We start from the raw sequence: 21,269 nt of genomic DNA, 5'->3' as shown, positions 1-21,269 counted from the left end.
GCAGCCTCCTTTCAATAGGTAATGGTGTTGGTCAGTTGGTGCAGATGGTCGTACTGGACGGCGTGGCGGACCGGTGCATTCGGCGCCCCGTAGCCGTCATAGCCGCCGCGGCGTTCCACCATTTCGAAGAACACACTGCCCACCGTGGCGGTGTAGAAGTGGAGGAACTCGCCCTCGGCGTCACGGTCGTAGAGCAGGTTCAGTTCCTGGAGCGTGGCGAGGAACGCGGGCTCCAGCCCAAAGCGGGCGTCCAGGTCCTCGTAGTAGTTGGCCGGGATCTGCAGGAATTCCAGCCCTCGGTCGCGGGCGGCGCGGGCCGTGGCTACCAGGTCATCCACGGCGAACGCGATGTGCTCCTGGTAGGTCTTGTGCCGGGCACCGTCCTGCTGGATGAGCGGTGCCAGGTTCAGGACCAGCCGCACGGCCCGGTCCTCGGTCTGCATGACCTGGGAGCGGACCAGCCCGGTGGGGCTTGCCACCTCCGCGTACGGCTGAGGTTCCAAGGCCAGGGCGCTCGTATAGAAGAGGACAGCCTCATCGAAGTGCTGCCACGGCTGCGCCAGGTTCACGTGGTCGATCACGGCGTTCCGCGCACCCGACGGGACCTCAAGCCCCTCACCGAATTCGCGGGTCCAGGCAGCCGTGCCGTCAGGGTTGCCCTGGCAGAGGAAGATCTCGGTGGAGTCCGGGGCGGAGAAGCCCTGGAACACTTCCTCGTTGGCCTGGCTCTTCCGGGGAACCGCGGGCGCCTTGAGCTGCTGGGCGCGGGCCGAGGCAATCACCGGCGAGTCGACGTCGAACCCCAGGGCGGCGATGGCGGGGGCAGCCGAAGCCGCGTCGGGGGCCAGTTCGTTGATGATCACCCGGGCGTGGCCCATGGACCACAGCTGCACGTCCTTGGTGCGGTGCCGGCCGTTGAACTCGAAGCCGAGCTGCCGCAGGACGGTTTCGAGGGCGGCAGTGTCCGCGGCCTTAACCTCGGCGAAGTTGAAGCCTGCCGGTTCGGCCACCTGCGGGAGCGTGGCCAGTTCCATGGGATAACGACGGCGGCCGGCAGCTTTGGCGCCCGCCGCACCGGTGGCGGTTCCGGCGCCGTTCGAAGCAGCAGCAGCGTTGGCGTCCAGCCACTTGGCGCTCTGTTCCTCCAGCCAGATCAGCGACCGCATGGCGTCCACGGCAGTGCGTTCGACGTCGGACTGGCGGAAGACGTCGTTGAAGACCTCCAGCGAGACCGGCCCGGTGTAGCCGGCGCGGACCACGTGGCCCATGAATTTGGCCAGCTCGAACTGCCCTTCGCCCGGGAACACCCGGTAGTGGCGGCTCCAGGACAGCACGTCCATGGAGAGCTTGGGTGCGTCGGCCACCTGCACGAAGAAGATCTTCTCCGGGTTGATGTCCTCGATGGGCGCGGTGTCCCAGTCGCGGGACAGGATGTGGAAGGAGTCCAGGCAGGTGCCGAGGCTGGGATGGTCCACCATCTCCACAAGCCGGTGCGCGTGTTCGTAGTCGTTGACGTACCTGCCCCAGGCGAGCGCCTCGTAGGCCACCTTGACGCCGTGGTCGCCGGCCAGCTCCGCGAGGGCTGCCAGCTGTTGGGCGCGGAGTCCGTCGTCGTCGATTGTGGCGGTGGCAACGTTGGAGCAGACCAGGATGGTGTCCATGCCCAGCCGCGACATGAGCCGGAACTTGGCGTCGGCGCGGCGCAGGTTCGCGGCGAGCAGGTCCTCGGGAACGCTGTCGAAGTCGCGGAACGGCTGGTAGAGGTCCAGGGTGAGGCCGAGGTCGGCGGCCATCTGGCGGACCTCCTCCGGGCTCAGGGGGGAGGTGACCAGGTCCTGCTCGAAGATTTCGATGCCGTCGAAGCCGGCAATGGCGCAGGCCTGCATCTTTTCCTTGAGCGTGCCGGAGAGGCATACTGTGGCGATGCCGGTGCGCATCAGACGGACACCTCTTCCGCGGCGATGAGCTCCAGGAAATGGGCGCGCATGCGCTCGGCGTCCGTGTCCAGGCCGGTGAAGATCCGGAAGGCGTCGGCGGCCTGGCCGACGGCCATGCGGCCGCCGTCGAGAACGGCGCAGCCCTTGGCGCGGGCCTCGCGGACCAGTTCGGTTTCGATGGGCCGGTAGACGATGTCCGCCACCCAGTGGCGCGGTTCCACGAGGGCCACGTCCAGCGGGGTGCCGGGGTGGGCGGCCATGCCCACTGGCGTGCAGTGCACCAGACCGTCGGCCAAGGGCATGAGCTGCGGCAGCTCCGCCGTCGTCCCTCCAATAATGGTCCGGTCCGGAAAGAAGCCTGCCAGTTCGGCCGCGCGTTCGGCGCTCCGCGCCGGGTCCGTGTCCACGAGGTCCAGCGTCTGCACGCCGGCGGTGAGCAGGGCGTAGGCGACGGCGGAACCGGCACCGCCTGCTCCGAGCTGGACCACACGGTCCAGCGTCGCGTCCGGGAGGCCGGAAGCGAGGGCGGCGGCAAAGCCGGAGAAGTCGGTGTTGTGGCCGATGAAGCGGCCATCCTGGATGACCACGGTGTTCACGGCGCCAAGTTTTTCCGCATCGGGGGCAATCTCATCCAGGTACTCAAGGACCAGCTGCTTGCACGGGTGGGTGATGTTGAGCCCGTTGAAGCCCATCCGGTGCGCGCTCTGCAGCAGGTCACCGACGGTCGTGGCGGGAAGGCCCAGCTCGTGGAGGTCGATCGGGCGGTACAGGTAGCGCAGCCCCTGGAGGTCGCCTTCGCGTTCATGCATGTGGGGGGAGAGCGACGGCATCACGCCATCGCCGACCAGTCCCACCAGGTAGGACTCAGTTCGATTGCTCATGCGTGCGGCTCCTTTGACTACGGCACACGGCCGGCGAGAGCGACTGAAGCACCGCCGCTGGCCTGGTGTTAGGGATTACAGTACAAGAAAAGTTCATATAATGCACTCTTGTTCTAGATACGAACAAATTCGCGGAGCGTGCGGACGGGCATCAGCGCTGAGGCAGCCTGGCGGCCAGCTCTGCCGCCGCCTCCTGCAGGAGCGGAACAAGCCCCACAAGAGCCTTCATGCTGAGCCGGAATACCGGAACGGCGGTAGCCAGCGACGCGAAGGCCACGCCCTGGGAGTTGAACACGGGTACGGCGACGGCGCGCATGCCGAGCTCGTTTTCCTCATCCATCACGGCGTAGCCCTGGCGCCGGACCTTGTCGATTTCGGCCCGGAACACGTCGCGGTCGGTGATGGAAACGTTCGTCAGCGGTTCCAGGGGCAGCTCGGCCAGGAGCCGTTCACGCTCCGCGTCCTCGGCGAAGGCCACCAATGCCTTGCCGACGGCGGTGGTGTGAAGCGCGCCCAGATGGCCGGGATCGCTGGTGACGCGGAAGGTCTGGGGGCCATCCACCTTGTTCACCGTGAGGTGATGATGGCCGTCCCGGACAGAAAGGATGGTCGCTTCGCCCGTCTGTTCCGTGACCCGGCGCAGGATGGGGAGTGCAGTGCCGGCGAAGCCGTGGTGGTTGGACACACGCTGGCCCAGCTGGAAGATGCGCAGGCCCAGATGGTAGCGGCGCCCGTCCGGCTCATAGTCCACGAAGCCGTCGCGGGTCAGGGAGCCCAGGAGCCGGTACGTGGTGCTGAAGGGAAGGTCGGCGCGGCGGGAGAGCTCGGAGGCGCTCGCGCCGCGCGGCTCATCCCCCAGCAGGACCAGCAGGCCCAGGGCCTTGCCCACCATGTCCGTGCGGGAATCGTCCTTGGCTGCCTTGGCAGCCTTGGCCTTTGCGGCCGGCGTCGCGCCCGATGTTTCGTCGGCGGCGGCCCTTTCTTCGGCGGCGGCTGCTGCTTCGGGGGCCTGAACGTTGGCGTCGCTGCCTGTGGCTTCTTTCACACTCATGACTCGATGTTGCCACAATGTGAGAGCTATTTCTAGATGGTGAATAAATTTCTTGACAAGTGACTGGCCTCACAGCCATAGTTGCTATATCGCGCAAGTAGCTCCCATCATGTGGCTACTTCGTCCGGGTCTTCCCAAGGACCTCCAGCCGCCCCTTCCCCATCAAGGACGGTGGCTGCGACCCTCCTGATACATCCGCGACAATGTCGTCACACTGAAGGAACACCATGAGCCAGACACCTTTGTCCGCTACGCCGGTGGCTGTTGCCCCGGCCGGGACCCCGAAGAAGGCAGCCCTTGCCAGCTTCCTCGGCAGCGCCGTCGAGTACTACGACTTTTTCATTTTCGGCTCCGCCGCAGCACTGATCTTCCCCACGGTCTTCTTTCCCAGCGCTGACGCCAACGCAGCCATCATGTCCTTCGCGACCTTCGGCTTTGCCTATATCGCGCGTCCCGTGGGCGCCGTCATCCTGGGGCACTTCGGTGACCGGGTGGGCCGCCGGAAGGTCCTCATGTTCACCCTGTTGCTCATGGGTGCCTCCACCTTCCTGATCGGCTGCCTGCCGGACTTCGACACCGTCGGCTGGTGGGCTCCGGCCCTGCTGGTGCTGGCGCGCCTCTGCCAGGGCCTTTCTGCTGCGGGCGAGCAGGCCGGCGCCTCCTCAATGACACTGGAGCACGCGCCGGACAACCGCCGCTCCTTCTTTACCTCCTGGACCCTCACCGGAACCCAGGGCGGCCAGATCCTGGCGGCCCTGGTCTTCATTCCCGTCCTGGCCCTGCCTGACGAGATCAAGTACGGCATCGGCTGGCGCATCCCGTTCTGGCTCAGCGCCGTCGTTGTGGTTGTTGCCTTCTTCATCCGCCGCACCCTGCACGAGCCGCCGGCATTCGAGGAAGCCCAGAAGACCGCCCAGATTTCCAAGCTGCCCGTTGCAGACCTGCTCAAGAGCCACTGGCGCGATGTCCTCCGCGTTGTCTGCTGCGCTTTCATCGCCGCTGTTTCCACGGTGTTCGGCACCCTCGCGATCAGCTACGCCAAGACCGTCGCCGGCGCGGACGGCACTACCACCCTATGGCTGGTGGTGGGAGCGAACCTCGTGGCCCTGGGCACCCAGCCGCTGTTCGGCCGGCTTGCCGACAAGATCGGCCGCAAGCCCGTCTTCATCTACGGCGCACTCTCCAGCGCTGTCCTGACGCCGGTTTTCCTGCTCAGCCTCGAATCCGGCAGCGTCCCGCTGATGTTCCTGGCCGCGATCGGCTTCTTCTCCTGCGGCTACGCCGCCTCGAACGCCGTCTGGCCTTCCTTTTATGCAGAGATGTTCAGCACGAAGGTCCGCTTCTCCGGCCTCGCCATCGGCACCCAGCTGGGCTTCCTCATGGCAGGCTTCGCCCCGGCGATCGTGGCGGCCATGGGCGGCATCAAGCCCGGCGGCTGGGTCCAGATCAGCATTTTCACCGCTGTAATCTGCACCGTTGCGGCCGTCTCGGCCCTGACCGCCAAGGAAACCTTCAAGGTTCCGACCCAGCAGCTCGGCCTGAAGTAGTCTCAAGCAGCTCCGAACGACGGCGGCCCTCCCCTTTCGGGGCGGGTCGCCGGCGTCGTTAAGCACCAGCGCTTACGTGGCGAGCACGTCGGCGAGGTCGAACTTCACCGGCTCCTCGAGCTGCTCATAGGTGCATGACTCCGGATCGCGGTCCGGGCGCCAGCGCACAAACTGCGTGGTGTGGCGGAACCGCTCGCCCTCCATGTGGTCGTACTTCACTTCCAGCACCCGTTCGGGGCGCAGCGGCGTGAAGGACAGGTCCTTGCCGGCGCTCCAGCGGCTGCCCTCCGCGTTGCGTGGCGTGCGCGTCCCTTCCTCCTGTTTGGCCCAGGCCCACGGATGGCTGTCAAAGTCCGTGACCAGCGGCTGCAGTTCCTCGAAGAGCTCCCGGCGCCGCTGCATGGGAAAGGCGCCCACGACGCCCACGCTGGCCAGCTCGCCGTCAGGCTTGTAGAGGCCGAGCAGCAGCGAACCGATCGCGTTCGGTCCGCTTTTGTGCAACCGGTAGCCAGCCAGGACACAGTCGGCGGTCCGTTCATGCTTGACCTTGAACATGGTGCGCTTGTCCGGCTGGTACACGCCGTCGAGGGGCTTGGCGATGATCCCGTCAAGGCCGGCGCCTTCAAACTGATGGAACCATTGGCCGGCGACCTCACGGTCCTGGGTGGCGGCGGTCAGGTGGAGGGGCGGACCGGCGTTGGCGAAAACCTGTTCCAGGGCGGCGCGCCGCTCCGCGAACGGCCGGCGGCTGAAGTCCTCGTCACCCAGGGCCAGCAGGTCGAATGCCACAAACTTCACCGGCGTCTGTTTGGCCAGGAGCTTGACCCTGCTCGCGGCCGGGTGGATCCGCTGCTGCAGGGCGTCGAAGTCGAGCCGGTCCCCCGACTCGGCAACCAGCACGATTTCACCGTCAAGCACGCACCGCGGGGGCAGGTTGGCCTTGAGTGCCTCCACCAGCTCAGGGAAGTAACGGGTCATCGGCTTTTCGTTGCGGCTGCCGATCTCCACCTCGTCGCCGTCGCGGAAAATGATGGAGCGGAAGCCATCCCACTTCGGCTCGTAGCTCAGGGCGCCGTCCGGGATCGCGGTGACGGACTTGGCAAGCATCGGGGAGACAGGGGGCATGACCGGCAGCTGCATAGGCCCCATTCTTGCCCGGGGCCAGCCCCGGCGCCACCCCTATCGCGCGTTGGCTCAGTTGATTTCCAGTGTGAGTTCGAGGCCCGCTCGACGCACGGCGCCCTCGACAGACCCGTGCCCTCGACACACGGACCGGCCGCCCGGTAGACCTTAACGATGGCAGCCATCGGATTTCACGCATCGCATGAACAGATCAGCCCCGGGCAGCTCCTGAAAGATGTCCAGCGCGCCGAGGAGGCCGGCTTCGACGCCGCGATGTGCTCGGACCACATCGAACCGTGGTCCGCCCGGCAGGGCCACTCCGGCTTCGCGTGGTCCTGGCTCGGCGCCGCGCTGGCCACCACCAACCTGCGGTTCGGCGTGGTCACCGCCCCGGGCCAGCGGTACCATCCCGCCATCATCGCGCACGCCTCGGCCACGCTGGCGTCCATGTTCCCGGACCGGTTCTGGATGGCCTTGGGCAGCGGGGAGAACATGAACGAACACATCACCGGCGGTCCGTGGCCGCAGAAGGAGACGCGCCAGCACCGGCTGGAGGAGTGCGTGGACGTCATCCGCCGACTGCACGCGGGCGGGGAGGTCACGCACCACGGGCTTGTCACGGTGGAGCAGGCACGGATCTGGGACGTTCCGGAGACCAAGCCGCTCCTCATTGCCCCGGCGATCAGCACGGAGACGGCGAGGCGGTCGGCGGCGTGGGCGGACGGGCTGGTCACTGTAAACCAGCCTCCCGGCAAGCTCCAGGAGATGCTCGCCGCCTACCGCGACAACGGCGGACGCGGCAAAGCGGTCCTCCAGATCCACCTGTCCTGGGCCGGGCAGGAGGACGAGGCCACGGCCATAGCCATGGATCAGTGGCGGTCCAACGTGTTTGCCCCGCCGGTGCCGTGGGACCTGCCCAGCGCGGCCCATTTCGACGGCGTGAGCTCGGGCGTGGGCGAAGACCAGGTGCGGAAGTCAGTGAACGTTTCCGCCAGCCTTGACCAGCACGTGGAGTGGCTTGGCGGGTACCTCGAGCTGGGCTTCGACGAGCTGTACCTGCACTTCGTGGGGCAGGACCAGGCCCCCTTCATCGACGCCTTCGGTTCGAAGGTGCTGCCGCAACTTCGGGAGGTCCGCACAGCATGAAAATTGCCGAGACGTCAGACCTGTGGTGGAAGGATGCTGTCATCTACTGCCTCGATGTCGAGACGTTTTTCGACGACGACGGCGACGGCACCGGCGATTTCGCCGGGCTCACCCAGCGCGTGGACTACCTCGCGGCGCTGGGGGTGAGCTGCATCTGGCTGATGCCGTTCTATCCCTCCCCGGACCGGGACGACGGCTACGACGTGACCGATTTCTTCAGCGTGGACAAAAGGCTCGGCACGATGGGCGACCTGGTGGAGTTCGTCCGCACCGCCAAGGACCGCGGAATGCGCGTGATCGCGGACTTCGTGGTCAACCACACCTCGGACCAGCACCCCTGGTTCGTCGAGGCGCGGAAATCAGTGGACAACCCCTTCCGCGACTTCTACGTCTGGCGGAAAGACACGCCGCCTGACACCTCCTCCGAGGTGGTGTTCCCGGGCGAGCAGGAATCAATCTGGACCCAGGACGAGGCGACCGGCGAGTGGTACCTGCACATGTTCGCCGAGCACCAGCCGGACCTGAATGTCTCCAACCCCAAGGTCCGGAACCAGATCGCCAAAGCCATGGGGCTGTGGCTCGAGCTCGGGCTGAACGGCTTCCGGCTCGACGCCGTGCCGTTCTTCCTCGAGACCCGGGGCCAGCCCAAGGATGAAGCGGCGAACCTCGATCCGCACAACTATCTGAGTGCCCTGCGCAGCTTCCTGAACCGGCGCAAGGGCAGTGCGATCCTGCTGGGCGACGTGAACCTCCCGTACAAGGAGCAGCTGGAGTACTTTGGCGGAGCCGAGGGCAACGAGCTGAACATGCAGTTCGATTTCATGTCCATGCAGCACCTCTACCTGTCGCTCGCCAGGCAGGATGCCCGGCCGCTGGCCGAGACGCTCAAGAGCCGCCCGCAGCTCCACTCGGACAACCAGTGGGCCATGTTCGTCCGGAACCACGATGAACTCACGCTGGACAAGCTCACCGACGGCGAACGCCAGGAAGTCTTTGCGGCGTTTGGCCCGAAAAAGAGCATGCAGCTCTACGGCCGGGGCCTGCGCCGCCGCCTGCCGCCCATGCTCGGCGGTGACGCCGACAGGATCCGGATGGCGTACTCGCTGATGTTCTCGCTGCCGGGGACACCCGTGCTGTTTTACGGGGAGGAAATCGGCATGGGTGAAGACCTGCGGCAGAAGGGCAGGGCGTCGGTGCGGACCCCGATGCAGTGGAACGGTGACAAGAACGGCGGCTTTTCGGATGCCGCTCCAGCCGATCTCGTGGTCCCGGTGGTGCGCGGCGAGTTCGGGCCAGAGAAGGTCAACGCGGCGGATGCCAAGCGCGATCCTGCCTCGCTCTGGAACTTCGTGGCGACCCTCATCCAGCGCTACCGGGAATCGCCGGAGCTGGGCTGGGGCGAATTCGCCGTCATCGACCAGCCCGAGCCGGCGGTCTTCGCCCACAGCTGCAGCACGGCCGGGGCAACCCTGGTGCTGCTGCACAACTTCAGCGAGGACACCGTGAAAGTCAGCGGGACCATTGGTTCGCCGGACGGGCCGCCCCGGGCCTTCAAGGGCGCCGTCCTGCTGGACCTGCTCGACGGCGAGAACCAGGAGCTGGAGCCCGACGGCGGTTTCACCGTTGAGCTGGGCCGCTACGGCTACGGTTGGTTCCGGGTCCACCGCCCGGGCGACAGGCTGGCCCCGTGATCAGGGCCCACTGACCAGCACGGCGAACAGCATGACGTGAACAGCGCCGCCCATCACATGGTCCGGCGGAACACCTTCACTTCCCAGGGACGGAGTTCGAGGCCGGGCTCGGCCGGGTAGTTTCCGAGCACCCGCTCTGCACCGTTCCAGGCATCGTCGCCCAGGTCGCAGCGTTGCGACGTGCCGGAGAAGTTGCCGAGGACCAGCATCTCCGCGTCCGGAAGTGAGCGCCGGAACGCGTAGACGTGCTCGTCGTCGGGCAGCAGCATGGTGAAGTCACCGTAGGCCACCACGGGGTCGGCGTGGCGGAGGGCGATGACGTTGCGGTAGAAGCTGAAGACCGAGTCCGGATCATCCACCTGCGCGGCGGCGTTAATGGTGTTGGCGTTCGGGTTGACCGCAATCCAGGGCGCTCCGGTGGTGAAGCCCGCATTCCGGCTGGCGTCCCACTGGACCGGGGTTCGTGCGTTGTCCCGGTTGAGCGGCGCCAGCGCGGCGAGGACCTCGGCGTCCGTGTGGCCCAGGTGCGTGGTTGCCTCCCGGTGGTGGTTCAGCACTTCGATGTCGCGGTAGTCGCTGATGGCGCCGAAGGCCATGTTGGTCATGCCGAGCTCTTCGCCCTGGTACACGTACGGGGTGCCCCGGTGGAGGTGGAGCACGGCGGCCAGCATTTTGGCGGACAGCTCGCGGTATTCGCCGTCGTCGCCGAAGCGGGATACGGCACGGGCCTGGTCATGGTTGCCCCAGTACAGGCTGTTCCAGCCGCGTTCGGCGAGTCCTTCCTGCCAGCGGCCCAGCGACTGTTTCAGGTCGGTAAGCAGGAGCTTCTTAGGCCGCCACTTATTGCCGCCCTCCTGGTCCAGGGCCACATGCTCGAACTGGAACACCATGTCCAGTTCCTGGCGTCCCGGATCGGTGAACAGCACGGCGTCCTCAACCGTCACCCCGGGCATCTCGCCCACGGTGAGCAGGTCCTTGTCCCGCCCGGCGAAGACTTCCTGGTGCATCTCCTGCAGGAACTCGTGGATGCGCGGGCCGCAGATGTAATGCGGGCTGCCGTCGCCGTACAGCATGCCTTCAGCCTTTGGCCCGTCCGGCAGCGACGGCTCCTTGGAGATGAAATTGATGACGTCCATCCGGAAGCCGTCCACGCCGCGGTCCAGCCACCAGTTCATCATGTCGTAGATGGCGGCCCGCACGTCCGGGTTTTCCCAGTTCAGATCGGGCTGCTTTTTCGAGAACAGGTGGAGGTAGCACTCCCCCGTGGCGGCATCGTACTCCCACGCGGGGCCGGAAAACGCTGAACCCCAGTTGTTGGGTTCCGCCCAGGCTGATCCAGGCTCAGCCCCGGACCGCGGCGTCCGCCACCAGTACCAGTCGCGCTTCGGGTTGTCCTTGCTCGAGCGGGACTCCAGGAACCAGGGGTGTTCATCCGAGGTGTGGTTGACCACGAGGTCCATCACGAGCTTCATGCCGCGGTCATGCAGTCCCGCGAGCAGTTCATCCAGGGTCTCCAGGTCGCCGAACACGGGATCGATGTCCCGGTAGTCGCTGATGTCGTAGCCGTTGTCATCTTGCGGCGAGCGGTAGACCGGGGAAAGCCAGACGACGTCGACTCCGAGCTTCTGCAGGTAGTCGAGCCTGCCGATGATCCCGCGGAGATCGCCCACGCCGTCGCCGTTGGAATCGGCGAAGCTGCGCGGATAGATCTGGTAGACCACAGCGCTCTTGAACCACTCCCGGCCTGCGCGGAAGGCTGCTTCCGCCTCGGTTTCCTGGATCGTCATTGCTGGTTCCTCCCGGTCGGCGGCGTGACGGACTGCAAGCCCACTGAAAGTCTGGTTGGAGAAGATTCCCGGGTCAATGGCTTTGGATGCCCCGTTTGCGGCTCGAAACCGGGCCGGCGCGTGAAACTAACCGGGCGCTAACCGGCAGGAAACCAAGGCGCAACAATCCCCCGCCACACTGGAAGTGCCGGCAATGGCCGGCACAGATCCAGCCCGGGAGGCCATGCCATGTTGAAGGAAGCCAAAACCCACATAACACGCGTCCGCGCCCTGGACCAGCTCGACCGCGGGGACGAGATCGAAGCCCGCCTGTCGGTGGGGCCCAGTTACGACGACGTCATCATCCGCCGTGGCAGCGTCCAGGAGACAGCGCCCGGGATCGGCGTCGTGTGGATCATGGATCATCACACCGGGATGCGCAAAGCCATCAATACCGATGAGTGCAGCGTTTGGCGCGTCGCCTGAACCAGTTAGCCTCCGGCCACGGACTGAATGATCAGCACCTCCTGGCCGGCAGCCACTTCCGTCTCCAGGCCCCGGAGTCGCCGGACCTCGTCACCGTTCACGTAAATATTCACGTAGCGGCGGAGGGCACCGGTTTCGTCCCGCAGCCTCCTGGCAAGCACCGGATAATCCCCGGTCACGGCATCCAGCAACCAGCCCACAGTCACCGTCCCGTCGGCGGGCGCAGTCAGCAAGGACTGCCCGCCGGCGAGCGGCTGCAGGACACTGGGAAGCACCACGCTGATCTCAGCCACCACGGTTCCTCATGCGGAGACCGGCGCCGCAACGCGGCCGTCAGCCACCACGGCAGCGCGGACACACAGGACGTCCGGTAGGTGCGACGCCACCTCCGCAAAGGTTTCGCCCTCGTCAGCACTGGCGTACACAGCGCCGCCGCGCGTTCCGAAGTACACCCCGGCGGGTTCCGCAGAATCCACCGAGGCCGCGTCACGGAGCACCGCGTTGTATTCGGATTGCGGCAGGCCTGCGTCCAGCCGTTTCCAGGTCCCGCCGGCGTCGTCAGTGCGGTGCACGGCGAGTTTGCCCTCCGGCGGAATCCGTTCGCCGTCGGCCTTTAGCGGAACCACCCACGCCGTGCCCGCCCGCCGCGGGTGGGTCAGCATCACGAACCCGAAATCGGCCGGCAGGCCCTCGGCGATCGACTGCCAGCTCTCGCCGTTGTCATCACTGCGGTACACGCCGTGGTGATTTTGCGCGTAGAGCCGGCCTTCGACGGCGGCATCCGCGGCAATCTTGTGGACGCACTGGCCGAACTCGGGGTTGGGATCGGGCATGAAGTAGGCCGAAATTCCCCTGTTCCGCGGTTCCCAGGACGTCCCGCCGTCGAGCGAGCGGTAGACGCCGCCGGTGCTCATGGCCACGTGCACGTTGTCCCCGGACGGGTTGACGACGATGGAGTGGGCGGCGGCGCCGCCGTAGCCGGCGCCCCATTCGCTGCGGTGCGGGTGGTCCCACAGGCCGCGGTTCAGCTCGAAGTGCTCGCCGCCGTCCGTGGATTTCCAGACGGAGATCGGCTCCGCACCGGCCCAGACAACGCCAGGCCGCGAGTCGGCGTCGGGGTGTATCTGCCAGATGCGTTCCACGGCGGCCTCGGTGCCTTCGGGAAACTTGATGGCGCCCTGTTCCGGTTCGGTCCAGGTGGCACCGAGATCATCCGAGTGCGCGACGGTAGGCCCCCAGTGTTCGGAGCGCACCCCCACCATGATCCGGGTGCGGCCGTCCCGAGTGTCGATTCCGATGCTGGGGATCTCGCTCATCAGGAAGTGCGGGCCGGAGAAGGACCATTGTTGTCGGTCTCGGCTGGTCGCCAGCCAGAGTCCTTTTTTGGTCCCGATCGCTAAGAGGTATGTCTCTGGGGTAGCCATGAACCCCATGCAACCACTCCGGCCCGAGGGCCGCAATGGTTTTGGCGCCGGCATCAGTGAGCCGGTTCGTCAGCCTTGGAGGCCGCTCGTGCCCTGGCGGCCGCGCGCAGCTTGCCGCGACGGCGGTTGCGCCACCAGCGCCGGGCCAGATCGACGGCGGCCAGCAGCCCGGCGAGCGGGGACAGGACAGCAACGGCGTAGACGAACAGCAGCCAGAGCAGCGCAGCCAGGGGCGGCTGACTGCGGCTCAGCAGTGACAGTCCGCCAAACAGTCCGGCGGTCCAAAACAGCACCACAAGCGCCAATACTGCGGCCGCGGGAAAATACTCATTCCGCACGACCCTCATAAGCATCCCCATGCCTGCTCCTCTACGCTTCCCCACAAACGGCTCACTCGTTCAAGTATGCGACGCGCGCAGCTGCACTGGCCGTGCGCCACGAGCCGATGTGAGCAAACTGACCAGGGTGTGGCGGCCGCGGGCAGGGGGCGAAGTCTCAGGTGCCGCAGAACGTCCGGTAGGTGCCGAAGTCCTCCGGGGCGCCGGCCGCGTAGCGTTCCAGACCGGGACGCTCGTCATACGGATTTGTCACTGCGACGAGAAGCCGGTGGAGCGGATCAAGGTCGCCCCCGGTCGCAGCGGCCAGGGCCTCCTCCACGAGGTGGTTGCGGGGAATGTAGACAGGATTGACCCTGTCCATCGCGTCCGCGTCCGGGCTCAGCGCGCGCCAACGCTCGGCCCAGGCATCGAAGGCCGCCGGATCGGGGAACAGGCCCCGCACAGGTTCAGCCTGGCCGCGGGCGGCCTTGCCGAGGCTCCGGAAGAACGATGTGTAGTCGACACGCCCCGTCCAAAGGACGGCGACCAGATCGTCCAGGAGAGGCGACGTCACGTCGCCGTCGAGGCCGTCCTGCAGGCCGAGCTTGGCAAGCATCCCCTCCGACCAGGCGGCACTGTACTGCCGGCGGAACTCGCCGAGCGATTCCACCGCGAGTTCGACTGCCTTCTCCTGGTCGTCATGGAGGAAGGGCAGGAGGGACTCGGCCAGCCGGGCAAGGTTCCACTCCGCCACGACCGGCTGGTTGCCGTATGCGTAGCGTCCGCCCTCGTCGATCGAACTGTAGACCGCAGCGGGGTCGAATGCCTCCATGAAGGCACACGGGCCGTAGTCGATGGTCTCGCCCGAAATGGTCATGTTGTCGGTGTTCATGACGCCGTGGACGAATCCCACCAGCATCCACTGGGCGACCAGTGACGCCTGGGCTGCCAGCACTGACTGGAACAGGGCGAAATAGGGGTTCTCGGTCTCACCGGCGGCGGGGTAGTGACGGGTGATGGCGTACTCGGCAAGCCGGCGAACGAGGCCGATGTCCCCCGTAGCCCGTGCGTACTGGAAGCTGCCAACACGGACGTGGCTGCTCGCGATACGGGTGAGGACGGCGCCGGGGAGCACGGTTTCACGTTGCACCGGGCGCCCCGTTGCCACGACTGCTAGGGATCGTGTGGTGGGGATGCCCAGCGCGTGCATCGCCTCGCTTACGAGGTACTCGCGCAGCATCGGGCCGACCACGGCCCAGCCGTCGCCGCCGCGGGCGAACGGCGTGCGCCCCGAGCCTTTGAGGTGAACGTCGCGGAGCCGGCCGTCCGCGTGCGCAATCTCGCCCAGCAGGAGTGCGCGGCCATCGCCGAGGCGGGGGGCGTACCAGCCGAACTGGTGGCCGGCGTAGGCCTGCGCCACCGGGGTGGCGTCGCTGGGGACCTGGCTGCCGATCAGCAGAAGCAAACCCTCGGAACTCCGCAGGAAGGCTGGGTCGAGGCCCAGCTCGATGGCCAGCGGCTCGTTAAGCATGAGCAGCTGCGGGTCGGGGGCCTCCTCCGCCCGCCACGGAATGGCCATCTCCCTAAACTCCCGGGCGAAGCGACCGCCAAACGTGACGGTTTGCTGTGCTGGGGTTTTCATCTTTCCAGAATACCTGCGACCCCTGGGGGCGGCGGTGTAGGAGCCGCTGATCGCGATGCGGTTAAGGGCGATGATCGTCAAGCACAGCCCGTACCTTGTGGCGGCGCGGCCCTTGGCATCCAGCTCGAACCAAGTAGCCTTCTGGGATGGCCGGGGACGAGCAAGAACTGACAGGTGGAAATGCGTCCGAAAGTGTTGTGCGTATAGGTCACACCGTCCGAAAGCCTTGGCTGGAAAACTCTTCCGCGGTACAGAGCTATCTTGGTGCGCTCCGTTCGTCAGGGGTGGACGTTCCTCAGCCGCTGGGCCGCCTTGGGCCGACATGTATCGACGGACACGGCGAGCACTGGCGTGCCGCTGCTCAGTACGTCACATGCCATCAAGCCGCCCGGACACCAGCTTCGCGCAGCAGTGAAGATCTCCGTTCAAAATCTGCTGCTTTTCGATCTGACTGTGGGGCGCCTTGCTAGCGGAGCCCAACGAATTGCGACTGCCCTGCTTGAAGATGTTGGCCGCCCTCCGTCTCCCTCAGGATCCAGTGCGCCGGTGCTCCGCTCCAAGCAGGCATCACCTCGCCCTTGGTAACGAACCTCACCTCGCTTGGATGGCCAGCGACTGACCACCATCCGGCTTTCGGGCAGTGGTGACCGGTGCGCGTTTCATCGAACGTAGAAGCAGGGGCGGCGGGGCGTCGTTTCTTCATCATGGTTCCTTACAAGAAGCGCCGGCGTGTGGCCGGTCGAATCGGCTAATACATCACGCAACCAGCATAGCAATTGTCAACAATCTACGATAGAGCTGGATGCTGTAAATCTTTCGAAGATCCTTGCTCGCCGACAGCAGCGCCCCTCAGTCCCGAAAAATCGTTGACAATGGACAAGCTTGCCGCGTATCGTCGTAGCTACGCGTCGTCGACAATCGACGATCCAATCTCGTCGACAATCGACGATAGAACCTAATTGGAGGATAAAATGGCATTCGAATTCGAAACTAAGCCGAAGTTCGCTACGTTCGACATGAACGGGACGCTGATCAGGTTCGCCATCAACGATGCGATCAGTGAGGTCCTGGGTGACCGGCTCCCGGCCGAGATCGCCGATGCTTATCTGCGGGCCTGCAAGGCGTACCGCATCGACGAGTGCACTGGCGAGTACAAGCCGTTCCACCAGATCGTTGCCGACTCCATGGAACGCGCCTCGCGCAGGGTCGGCCTGGAGTTCCGTGCAGCCGACGCACGGGCAGTCTACGAGAAAATCCCCTCTTTTGGCCCGTACCCGGGTGTCACTGAGGCACTGAACCGCCTGGCTGAGGAAGTCCCGCTAGTCATCATCACGAACAGCGACACCGCCCATGCTGTTCGCCTTGCGGAGAACCTCCAGGCCCCGTTCGAGGTCATCATCAGCGCCGAGCAGATGGGCATGTACAAGCCGCGGCTTGGAGCGTTTGAGTACATGTTCGACAAGCTTGGTGTAACACCCGACGAGATCGTGCACGGCTCCGCGAGCCCGATGTACGACCTGCGCTCCGCGGACACCATGGGCATCAAGAACAAGGTGTACATGGACCGCGGCTTCGAGCACGACGAACACTGGCTCGGCTACGAGCGGATCACCGACATCGCCGACCTCCCCGTCCTCTTCGGACTGCTGCGTCCTGCCTCCTAAGCGGAGAACCGAGACCGTGATTCACAGCAATGCGGTGGCGCCGTGAGCCTTCCGCTACCTCAGACCGTTCAGGGCGACACGGCTTCAGATAGGCTCCGAAACCTCGGACTGGAGCTGCCCTACCTCGACGGCAACGCCTACTTCGTCCACCACCGGGCAGTGGGCGAGAGCATCCATATCTCGGGCCAGTTGCCCTTCAAGGACGGTGTGCTGCTGGGTCAGGGTGTTGTCGGCCGGGACGTGGAGCTGGAGGCCGCGAAGGAGCTCGCCCGCCATGCCGCGCTGAACTGCCTTGCCGCCGCTGTGCAGGCAGTGGGAGACCTGGACCGGGTCCAGATTGTGCAGATGCTGGTCTTCGTGGCCAGCCCGCCGGACTTCGGTCTGCAGTCCCAGGTCGCCAACGCGGCAAGTGAATTGCTCATCGAGGTCCTGGGTGAAAACGGGCGGCACGCCCGCACCGCGATCGGCGTCGCCGGGCTGCCGCTCAACACTCCTGTAGAGATCCAGATGGTCTGCACGGCCGTTTAAGGCCGGGTACGACGGCGGTGCTGTTCGAAGGCGGTGGTGTTCGGGACCCGCTGATGCGGGTCCCGAACAGTCAGCATTCGAGGAAGTCAGCACCGCTGTCCTCAATCAAATACACAGAATCATGAGGAGTACAGCGTGAACCGGCTGCAACGAGCACTGGACGCTCTCGTCGAGCGAATTGACACCCCCGCACCCATAGTGCTCGCCGACGTGATGCAGGAGAACATCGACCGCATGCAGGCCTTCGCCGCCCAGCACGGCCTCGACGTCAGGCCACACGTCAAAACACACAAATGCGTCGAAATCGGACGACGCCAGGTCAAGGCGGGAGCAGTCGGAATTACCGCAGGCAACGTGGGTGAGGCCGAGGTCTTCGCCGCTGCCGGGTTCGACGACATCTTCATCGCCTACCCGATCTGGCCCGCTGGAACAAAAGGCCCTCGGATCCGCAAACTGGCCGAAACGACCCGGCTGCGGGTCGGCGCCGACAACGTCGCGGCAATCAATGCCCTTGCCGACGCGATGGGAGACGACGCCGAGCGGCTGGAGGTCGTGATTGAGGTCGATTGCGGCGCCCGTCGTTCCGGGGCTGCTCCCGAGGACGCAGGCGCCCTCGCTCTCGCCGCCCGAAAGCGCGGCCTGGTGCCAGTGGGTGTCTTCACCTATCCGGGCCATGGCAGCGCCGGTCCAGACGCACGCAAGGGTGCAGCCGAAGACCAGGATGCCGCACTCATCACAGCGGTCCGCAGCCTCAGCGGAGCCGGGATCACCGCCGAAGTGGTGAGCGCCGGCTCCACACCCACCGTCGAGTTTGCCACAAGCAGCGTGATCACGGAGATCAGGCCCGGCGAATACGTGTTCAACGACCTGAACAACACCAGGCTCGGCGCCTGCACCGAGGATCAGATCGCGCTGTTCGTCGCCGGCACAGTGGTCAGCGACTGGGTTTCCGGCCAGGTCATCCTCGATGTCGGCACCAAAGCCCTCGGCCGCGAAGGCAGCCCCGAGATCGGCTACGGCGCCATTGCCGGCACCGCGGCCGTCCTGTCCAAGCTCAACGAGTATCACGGATTCCTCCCCCTGCCCGACGGAGACTTCCGCCCGGGCGTCGGGACCGTGCTTCCGGTGGTGCCCAACCACGTCTGCCCGGTGGTGGTGAATTTCGAGGAGTACATCGTCACCGACAGCACGGGCACGACGCTGGAACGGTGGCCGGTCGATGCCCGCGGCTTCCTCAACTGACCGACCCCTAACTGACGCCGGGGACGGGAAGTCCGTCCCCCCAGCCTGCAACCCAAGCAACCTACTTCACGATGGAGTGACTGACATGAGACTTGACAAGACCACCGCCCTGGTCACCGGCGCCAACAGCGGAATCGGGGAGGCAATATGTTCCCGTTTCCGCCGCGAGGGCGCCCGGCTGCTGCTCACCGGCCGCAGGAAGCACATCGATAGCGCCCAGCCCGACGACCTGTACCTCCCGGGAGACCTTAACGACGAGGCGTTCGTCGAAAGCCTCGCCCAACAAGCCGCAGAGTCCTTCGGCACCGTGGACGTCGTCGTCCTCAACCACGGCCTGCAGGTCAGCGGCCCTCTCACGGAGATGGCCTACGAGGACGCGAAGAACGTGCTCCACAGCAACCTGCTCAGCTCGTTCCTGGTGATGAAGCACTTCGCGCCGCTGATGCCCGCTACGGGTGGCTCGTTCGTCCTCGTCAGCTCGCGGCTCGGCATGGTCGGCAAGCCCGATGAAGTCCTGTACTCCGCGGCCAAAGGAGGCCTGATCATGCTCGCGAAGGGCGCGGCGATCGAATGGGCGTCACGCAACATCCGGGTCAACGTCGTCGCACCAGGGTTGACCGTCACCCCGGTCATTGAAGCGTCGTTCCAGCGCAGGGAAGACCCCGAGGCCTACCGCGCCCAGCGCGAGGGCCAGATCCCGCTCCAGCGACTGGCCACCCCTGAAGAGATCGCCGACGCCATCCTTTTCATGGCGTCCTCGGAATCGTCCTACATCACCGGAGCGGTCCTGCCCGTCGACGGCGGATACACCGCCGCCTGAACACCTCAACGCTTCACAGACAACGAAGGACAACCATGACAGCCCTTGCGGCAACACCCCGAAACGGAGAGCTCGGCTTCTGGATGGCCGGACTCGCGGCCACCAGGCCCGCCTACCCCCGCTTCACCGGTCAGGACACTGTAGACCTGGCAATTATCGGTGGCGGCTACACCGGCCTATGGGCCGCGTACTTCGCCAAGAAACTCGAACCCTCACTCAAGGTCGCGGTTTTTGAAGCAGAACAGATCGGCTACGGCGCCTCCGGACGAAACGGTGGCTGGCTCTCAGCAATGCCCCCAGGAAACCGGGCCACCTTCGCCCGCGCATCCGGGGGAGGGCTGGACGCGAGCCGGGCATTGCAGCAGGAGTTTGTCGCCGGCGTCGATTCCGTCCTGGACATCCTTCAGGCCGAGGGCATTAACGCGGATCAGAACAAGGGCGGCGCCCTCGTCGCTGCCCACACCAAAGCGGGGCTGGGCCGGCTGGTAGCCAGGCGTGACGCCGACTGGAAGTACGGGCTGACCGAAGACGATGTCCATTTGCTCGATCGAAACGAGTTCCAGAGCCAGATCAACATCTCCACCGTCCATGGGGGCTCTTCTACAAGCACTGCGCCCGGATGCACCCGGCGAAACTCGTCTACGGCCTCGCCGACACCCTGACCTCCATGGGGGTGAGCATCTACGAAGGCAGCCGGGTAGGCAGCATCGACGGCAAGACCCTCACTCTGGACAACGGACGCGTCTCCGCGGCTAAAACGTTCGTCTGCACCGAGGGGTATTCCGGACAGCTGCTTGGCAGCAGGACCCTGATCCCGATCAATTCCTCGATGATCGTGTCCAAGCCGCTCTCGGAAGAGGCATGGCAGCAGATCGGCTGGAGCGGGCTCCAGTGCCTCAGCGACTCCGCACACACTTTCATCTATTCGCAGCGGACAGCGGACGGCCGCATCGCCATTGGCGGCCGGGGAAGGCCCTACCGCTACGGCTCCGGCACAGGAGGCACCGGTTCAACAGCCCAGTCCACTGTTGACCTGATCTCCGCAAAGCTTCGCTCCTTCTTCCCCGGTATCCCGTTCGAAGTGGACCACGCCTGGTCCGGAGTCCTGGGCGTTACCCGTGACTGGAACGGCGGCGTGAACTGGGACCACGCGTCCGGGACCGGATCTTCCACCGGCTACGCCGGACACGGCGTCACGGCAGCCTACGTTGGCGGCAGGACCCTCGTGGAACTCGCCTTCGAACAAAAGACAGAACGCACGACACTTCCCTGGGTCGGGTACCGCGCACGGAAGTGGGAACCGGAACCCATCCGCTGGCTCGGTGTCCACAGCATGTACCGGCTCTTCGGCATTGCCGATCAGTGGGAGGAACGCAGGGACTCCACCAAGACCTCGCTCCTGGCCAAATTCGGCAGCCGCCTCGCCGGACTTCACGAATAGTCCGTCAACCAAAAACTTGCACCTGAACCCCCTTGAAGGGAAGCACCATGAAGACCATCAATAAAGTCCAGACTGCCGCTGCGGGGCTTGCTGTCCTGCTGGCCCTGACTGCCTGTGGCGGCGCTGCAACGGGCACTCAGGGGACGGACATCCCGAAGACGCAGAACACCCGTGACATCTCAGAGGGTGTCCAGCCGGATGCCGCCGCGGTGGCGCTGCTGCCCGAGTCCTACAAGGCCAAGGGCGAACTGACCGTGGCGATGGACCTGAGCTCCCCGCCGATGACGTTCCTCGCCGAGGACAACAAAACCCCGATCGGCGTGAACCCGGACCTCGCCCGCCTGGTCGCCAAAAAGCTTGGACTGAAGCTGAAATTCGAGAACACGGCATTCGACACAATCATCCCCGGCATCGACGGCGGCCGCTACGACTTCACCGCCACCACGATGTCCGCCACGGAAGAGCGGCTCAAGGTCCTGGACATGATCAACTACCTCAAGGGCGGCTCGGCCGTGGCGGTAGCCAAGGGCAACCCGCTCAACCTGACCAACGACACGCTCTGCG

General features: G+C 65.6%; 20 protein-coding genes. 11 read left to right on the top strand and 9 right to left on the bottom strand.

The window, feature by feature from the left end; genetic code table 11:
• Positions 1-11: 11 nt before the first annotated feature.
• From J7E80_RS14520 to J7E80_RS14510, 3 genes are all read right to left on the bottom strand, one after another.
• Positions 12-1,937 carry a bifunctional sugar phosphate isomerase/epimerase/4-hydroxyphenylpyruvate dioxygenase family protein gene (locus tag J7E80_RS14520; protein WP_215052722.1) on the bottom strand — a complete coding sequence of 642 codons (1,926 nt, stop codon included), beginning with the start codon at positions 1,935-1,937 and terminating at the stop codon, positions 12-14.
• Positions 1,937-2,818, bottom strand: a complete 882-nt coding sequence (locus J7E80_RS14515) for a shikimate dehydrogenase (protein WP_215052720.1) — start codon at positions 2,816-2,818, stop codon at positions 1,937-1,939. The genes J7E80_RS14520 and J7E80_RS14515 overlap by 1 nt, the downstream gene beginning before the upstream one ends.
• Before the next feature lie 151 nt (positions 2,819-2,969).
• On the bottom strand, positions 2,970-3,710 hold the full coding sequence (locus tag J7E80_RS14510; protein WP_215052865.1) for an IclR family transcriptional regulator: 741 nt from the start codon (positions 3,708-3,710) through the stop codon (positions 2,970-2,972).
• Between the two features lie 386 nt (positions 3,711-4,096).
• Between J7E80_RS14510 and J7E80_RS14505 the strand changes: the two genes are divergently transcribed.
• The gene (locus J7E80_RS14505; RefSeq protein ID WP_215052718.1) at positions 4,097-5,416 is read left to right on the top strand and encodes an MFS transporter; all 1,320 of its coding nucleotides are present in this window, start codon (positions 4,097-4,099) and stop codon (positions 5,414-5,416) included.
• A 72-nt stretch (positions 5,417-5,488) separates the two neighbouring features.
• Here J7E80_RS14505 and J7E80_RS14500 read toward each other — a convergent pair whose 3' ends face one another.
• Complete coding sequence (locus J7E80_RS14500) at positions 5,489-6,556, bottom strand: ATP-dependent DNA ligase (RefSeq protein ID WP_215052716.1); 1,068 nt, start codon at positions 6,554-6,556, stop codon at positions 5,489-5,491.
• Positions 6,557-6,712: 156 nt separating this feature from the next.
• On the opposite strand from J7E80_RS14500, the gene J7E80_RS14495 reads away from it, so the two are divergent.
• Positions 6,713-7,684, top strand: a complete 972-nt coding sequence (locus J7E80_RS14495) for a TIGR03885 family FMN-dependent LLM class oxidoreductase (RefSeq protein ID WP_215052714.1) — start codon at positions 6,713-6,715, stop codon at positions 7,682-7,684.
• Entirely contained in the window at positions 7,681-9,375 is a 1,695-nt protein-coding gene (locus J7E80_RS14490; RefSeq protein ID WP_215052712.1) for an alpha-amylase family protein, read from the top strand. The genes J7E80_RS14495 and J7E80_RS14490 overlap by 4 nt, the downstream gene beginning before the upstream one ends.
• A 53-nt stretch (positions 9,376-9,428) precedes the next feature.
• Here the strand turns inward: J7E80_RS14490 and J7E80_RS14485 are convergent, their stop codons facing one another.
• Complete coding sequence (locus tag J7E80_RS14485; protein ID WP_215052710.1) at positions 9,429-11,162, bottom strand: alpha-glucosidase; 1,734 nt, start codon at positions 11,160-11,162, stop codon at positions 9,429-9,431.
• Positions 11,163-11,390: 228 nt separating this feature from the next.
• Here J7E80_RS14485 and J7E80_RS14480 point away from each other — a divergent pair, with 228 nt between their 5' ends.
• A complete protein-coding gene (locus J7E80_RS14480) occupies positions 11,391-11,627 on the top strand; it encodes a hypothetical protein (RefSeq protein WP_215052708.1) in 237 nt (78 codons plus the stop codon).
• A 5-nt stretch (positions 11,628-11,632) separates the two neighbouring features.
• Here J7E80_RS14480 and J7E80_RS14475 read toward each other — a convergent pair whose 3' ends face one another.
• The 4 genes from J7E80_RS14475 to J7E80_RS14460 all read right to left on the bottom strand — a co-directional run bounded on the left by J7E80_RS14475 (position 11,633) and on the right by J7E80_RS14460 (position 15,010).
• On the bottom strand, positions 11,633-11,920 hold the full coding sequence (locus J7E80_RS14475) for a MoaD/ThiS family protein (protein ID WP_215052706.1): 288 nt from the start codon (positions 11,918-11,920) through the stop codon (positions 11,633-11,635).
• A 9-nt stretch (positions 11,921-11,929) separates the two neighbouring features.
• Positions 11,930-13,060: a sialidase family protein gene (locus J7E80_RS14470; protein ID WP_215052704.1), complete on the bottom strand. Its 1,131-nt coding sequence runs from the start codon at positions 13,058-13,060 to the stop codon at positions 11,930-11,932.
• Between the two features lie 44 nt (positions 13,061-13,104).
• A complete protein-coding gene (locus J7E80_RS14465) occupies positions 13,105-13,410 on the bottom strand; it encodes a hypothetical protein (RefSeq protein ID WP_251036902.1) in 306 nt (101 codons plus the stop codon).
• Between the two features lie 136 nt (positions 13,411-13,546).
• Positions 13,547-15,010: a YdiU family protein gene (locus J7E80_RS14460; protein WP_215052702.1), complete on the bottom strand. Its 1,464-nt coding sequence runs from the start codon at positions 15,008-15,010 to the stop codon at positions 13,547-13,549.
• Positions 15,011-15,981: 971 nt separating this feature from the next.
• Here J7E80_RS14460 and J7E80_RS14455 point away from each other — a divergent pair.
• From J7E80_RS14455 to J7E80_RS14430, 7 genes are all read left to right on the top strand, one after another.
• Positions 15,982-16,674, top strand: coding sequence for a haloacid dehalogenase type II (locus J7E80_RS14455; RefSeq protein ID WP_215052700.1), 693 nt, complete (start codon positions 15,982-15,984; stop codon positions 16,672-16,674).
• A 42-nt stretch (positions 16,675-16,716) separates the two neighbouring features.
• The gene (locus J7E80_RS14450; protein ID WP_215052698.1) at positions 16,717-17,202 is read left to right on the top strand and encodes a RidA family protein; all 486 of its coding nucleotides are present in this window, start codon (positions 16,717-16,719) and stop codon (positions 17,200-17,202) included.
• A 135-nt stretch (positions 17,203-17,337) separates the two neighbouring features.
• A complete protein-coding gene (locus tag J7E80_RS14445; RefSeq protein WP_215052696.1) occupies positions 17,338-18,444 on the top strand; it encodes an alanine racemase in 1,107 nt (368 codons plus the stop codon).
• 85 nt (positions 18,445-18,529) lie between these two features.
• The gene (locus tag J7E80_RS14440) at positions 18,530-19,264 is read left to right on the top strand and encodes an SDR family NAD(P)-dependent oxidoreductase (protein WP_215052695.1); all 735 of its coding nucleotides are present in this window, start codon (positions 18,530-18,532) and stop codon (positions 19,262-19,264) included.
• Positions 19,265-19,299: 35 nt separating this feature from the next.
• Positions 19,300-19,926 (top strand): FAD-binding oxidoreductase, encoded by a 627-nt coding sequence (locus J7E80_RS23875; protein ID WP_251036901.1) that lies wholly within the window; start codon positions 19,300-19,302, stop codon positions 19,924-19,926.
• The gene (locus J7E80_RS23870; protein WP_251036900.1) at positions 19,884-20,705 is read left to right on the top strand and encodes an FAD-binding oxidoreductase; all 822 of its coding nucleotides are present in this window, start codon (positions 19,884-19,886) and stop codon (positions 20,703-20,705) included. The genes J7E80_RS23875 and J7E80_RS23870 overlap by 43 nt, the downstream gene beginning before the upstream one ends.
• 47 nt (positions 20,706-20,752) lie before the next feature.
• Positions 20,753-21,269, top strand: a 517-nt coding sequence (locus J7E80_RS14430; RefSeq protein WP_215052693.1) for a transporter substrate-binding domain-containing protein, incomplete at its 3' end; no start/stop codon positions are given.

Origin of the sequence: Arthrobacter sp. ISL-28 (genome assembly GCF_018613875.1) — a bacterium.
In the GTDB taxonomy this organism is placed as follows: domain Bacteria; phylum Actinomycetota; class Actinomycetes; order Actinomycetales; family Micrococcaceae; genus Arthrobacter.
This window is presented reverse-complemented; position numbering and strand designations above follow the sequence as displayed.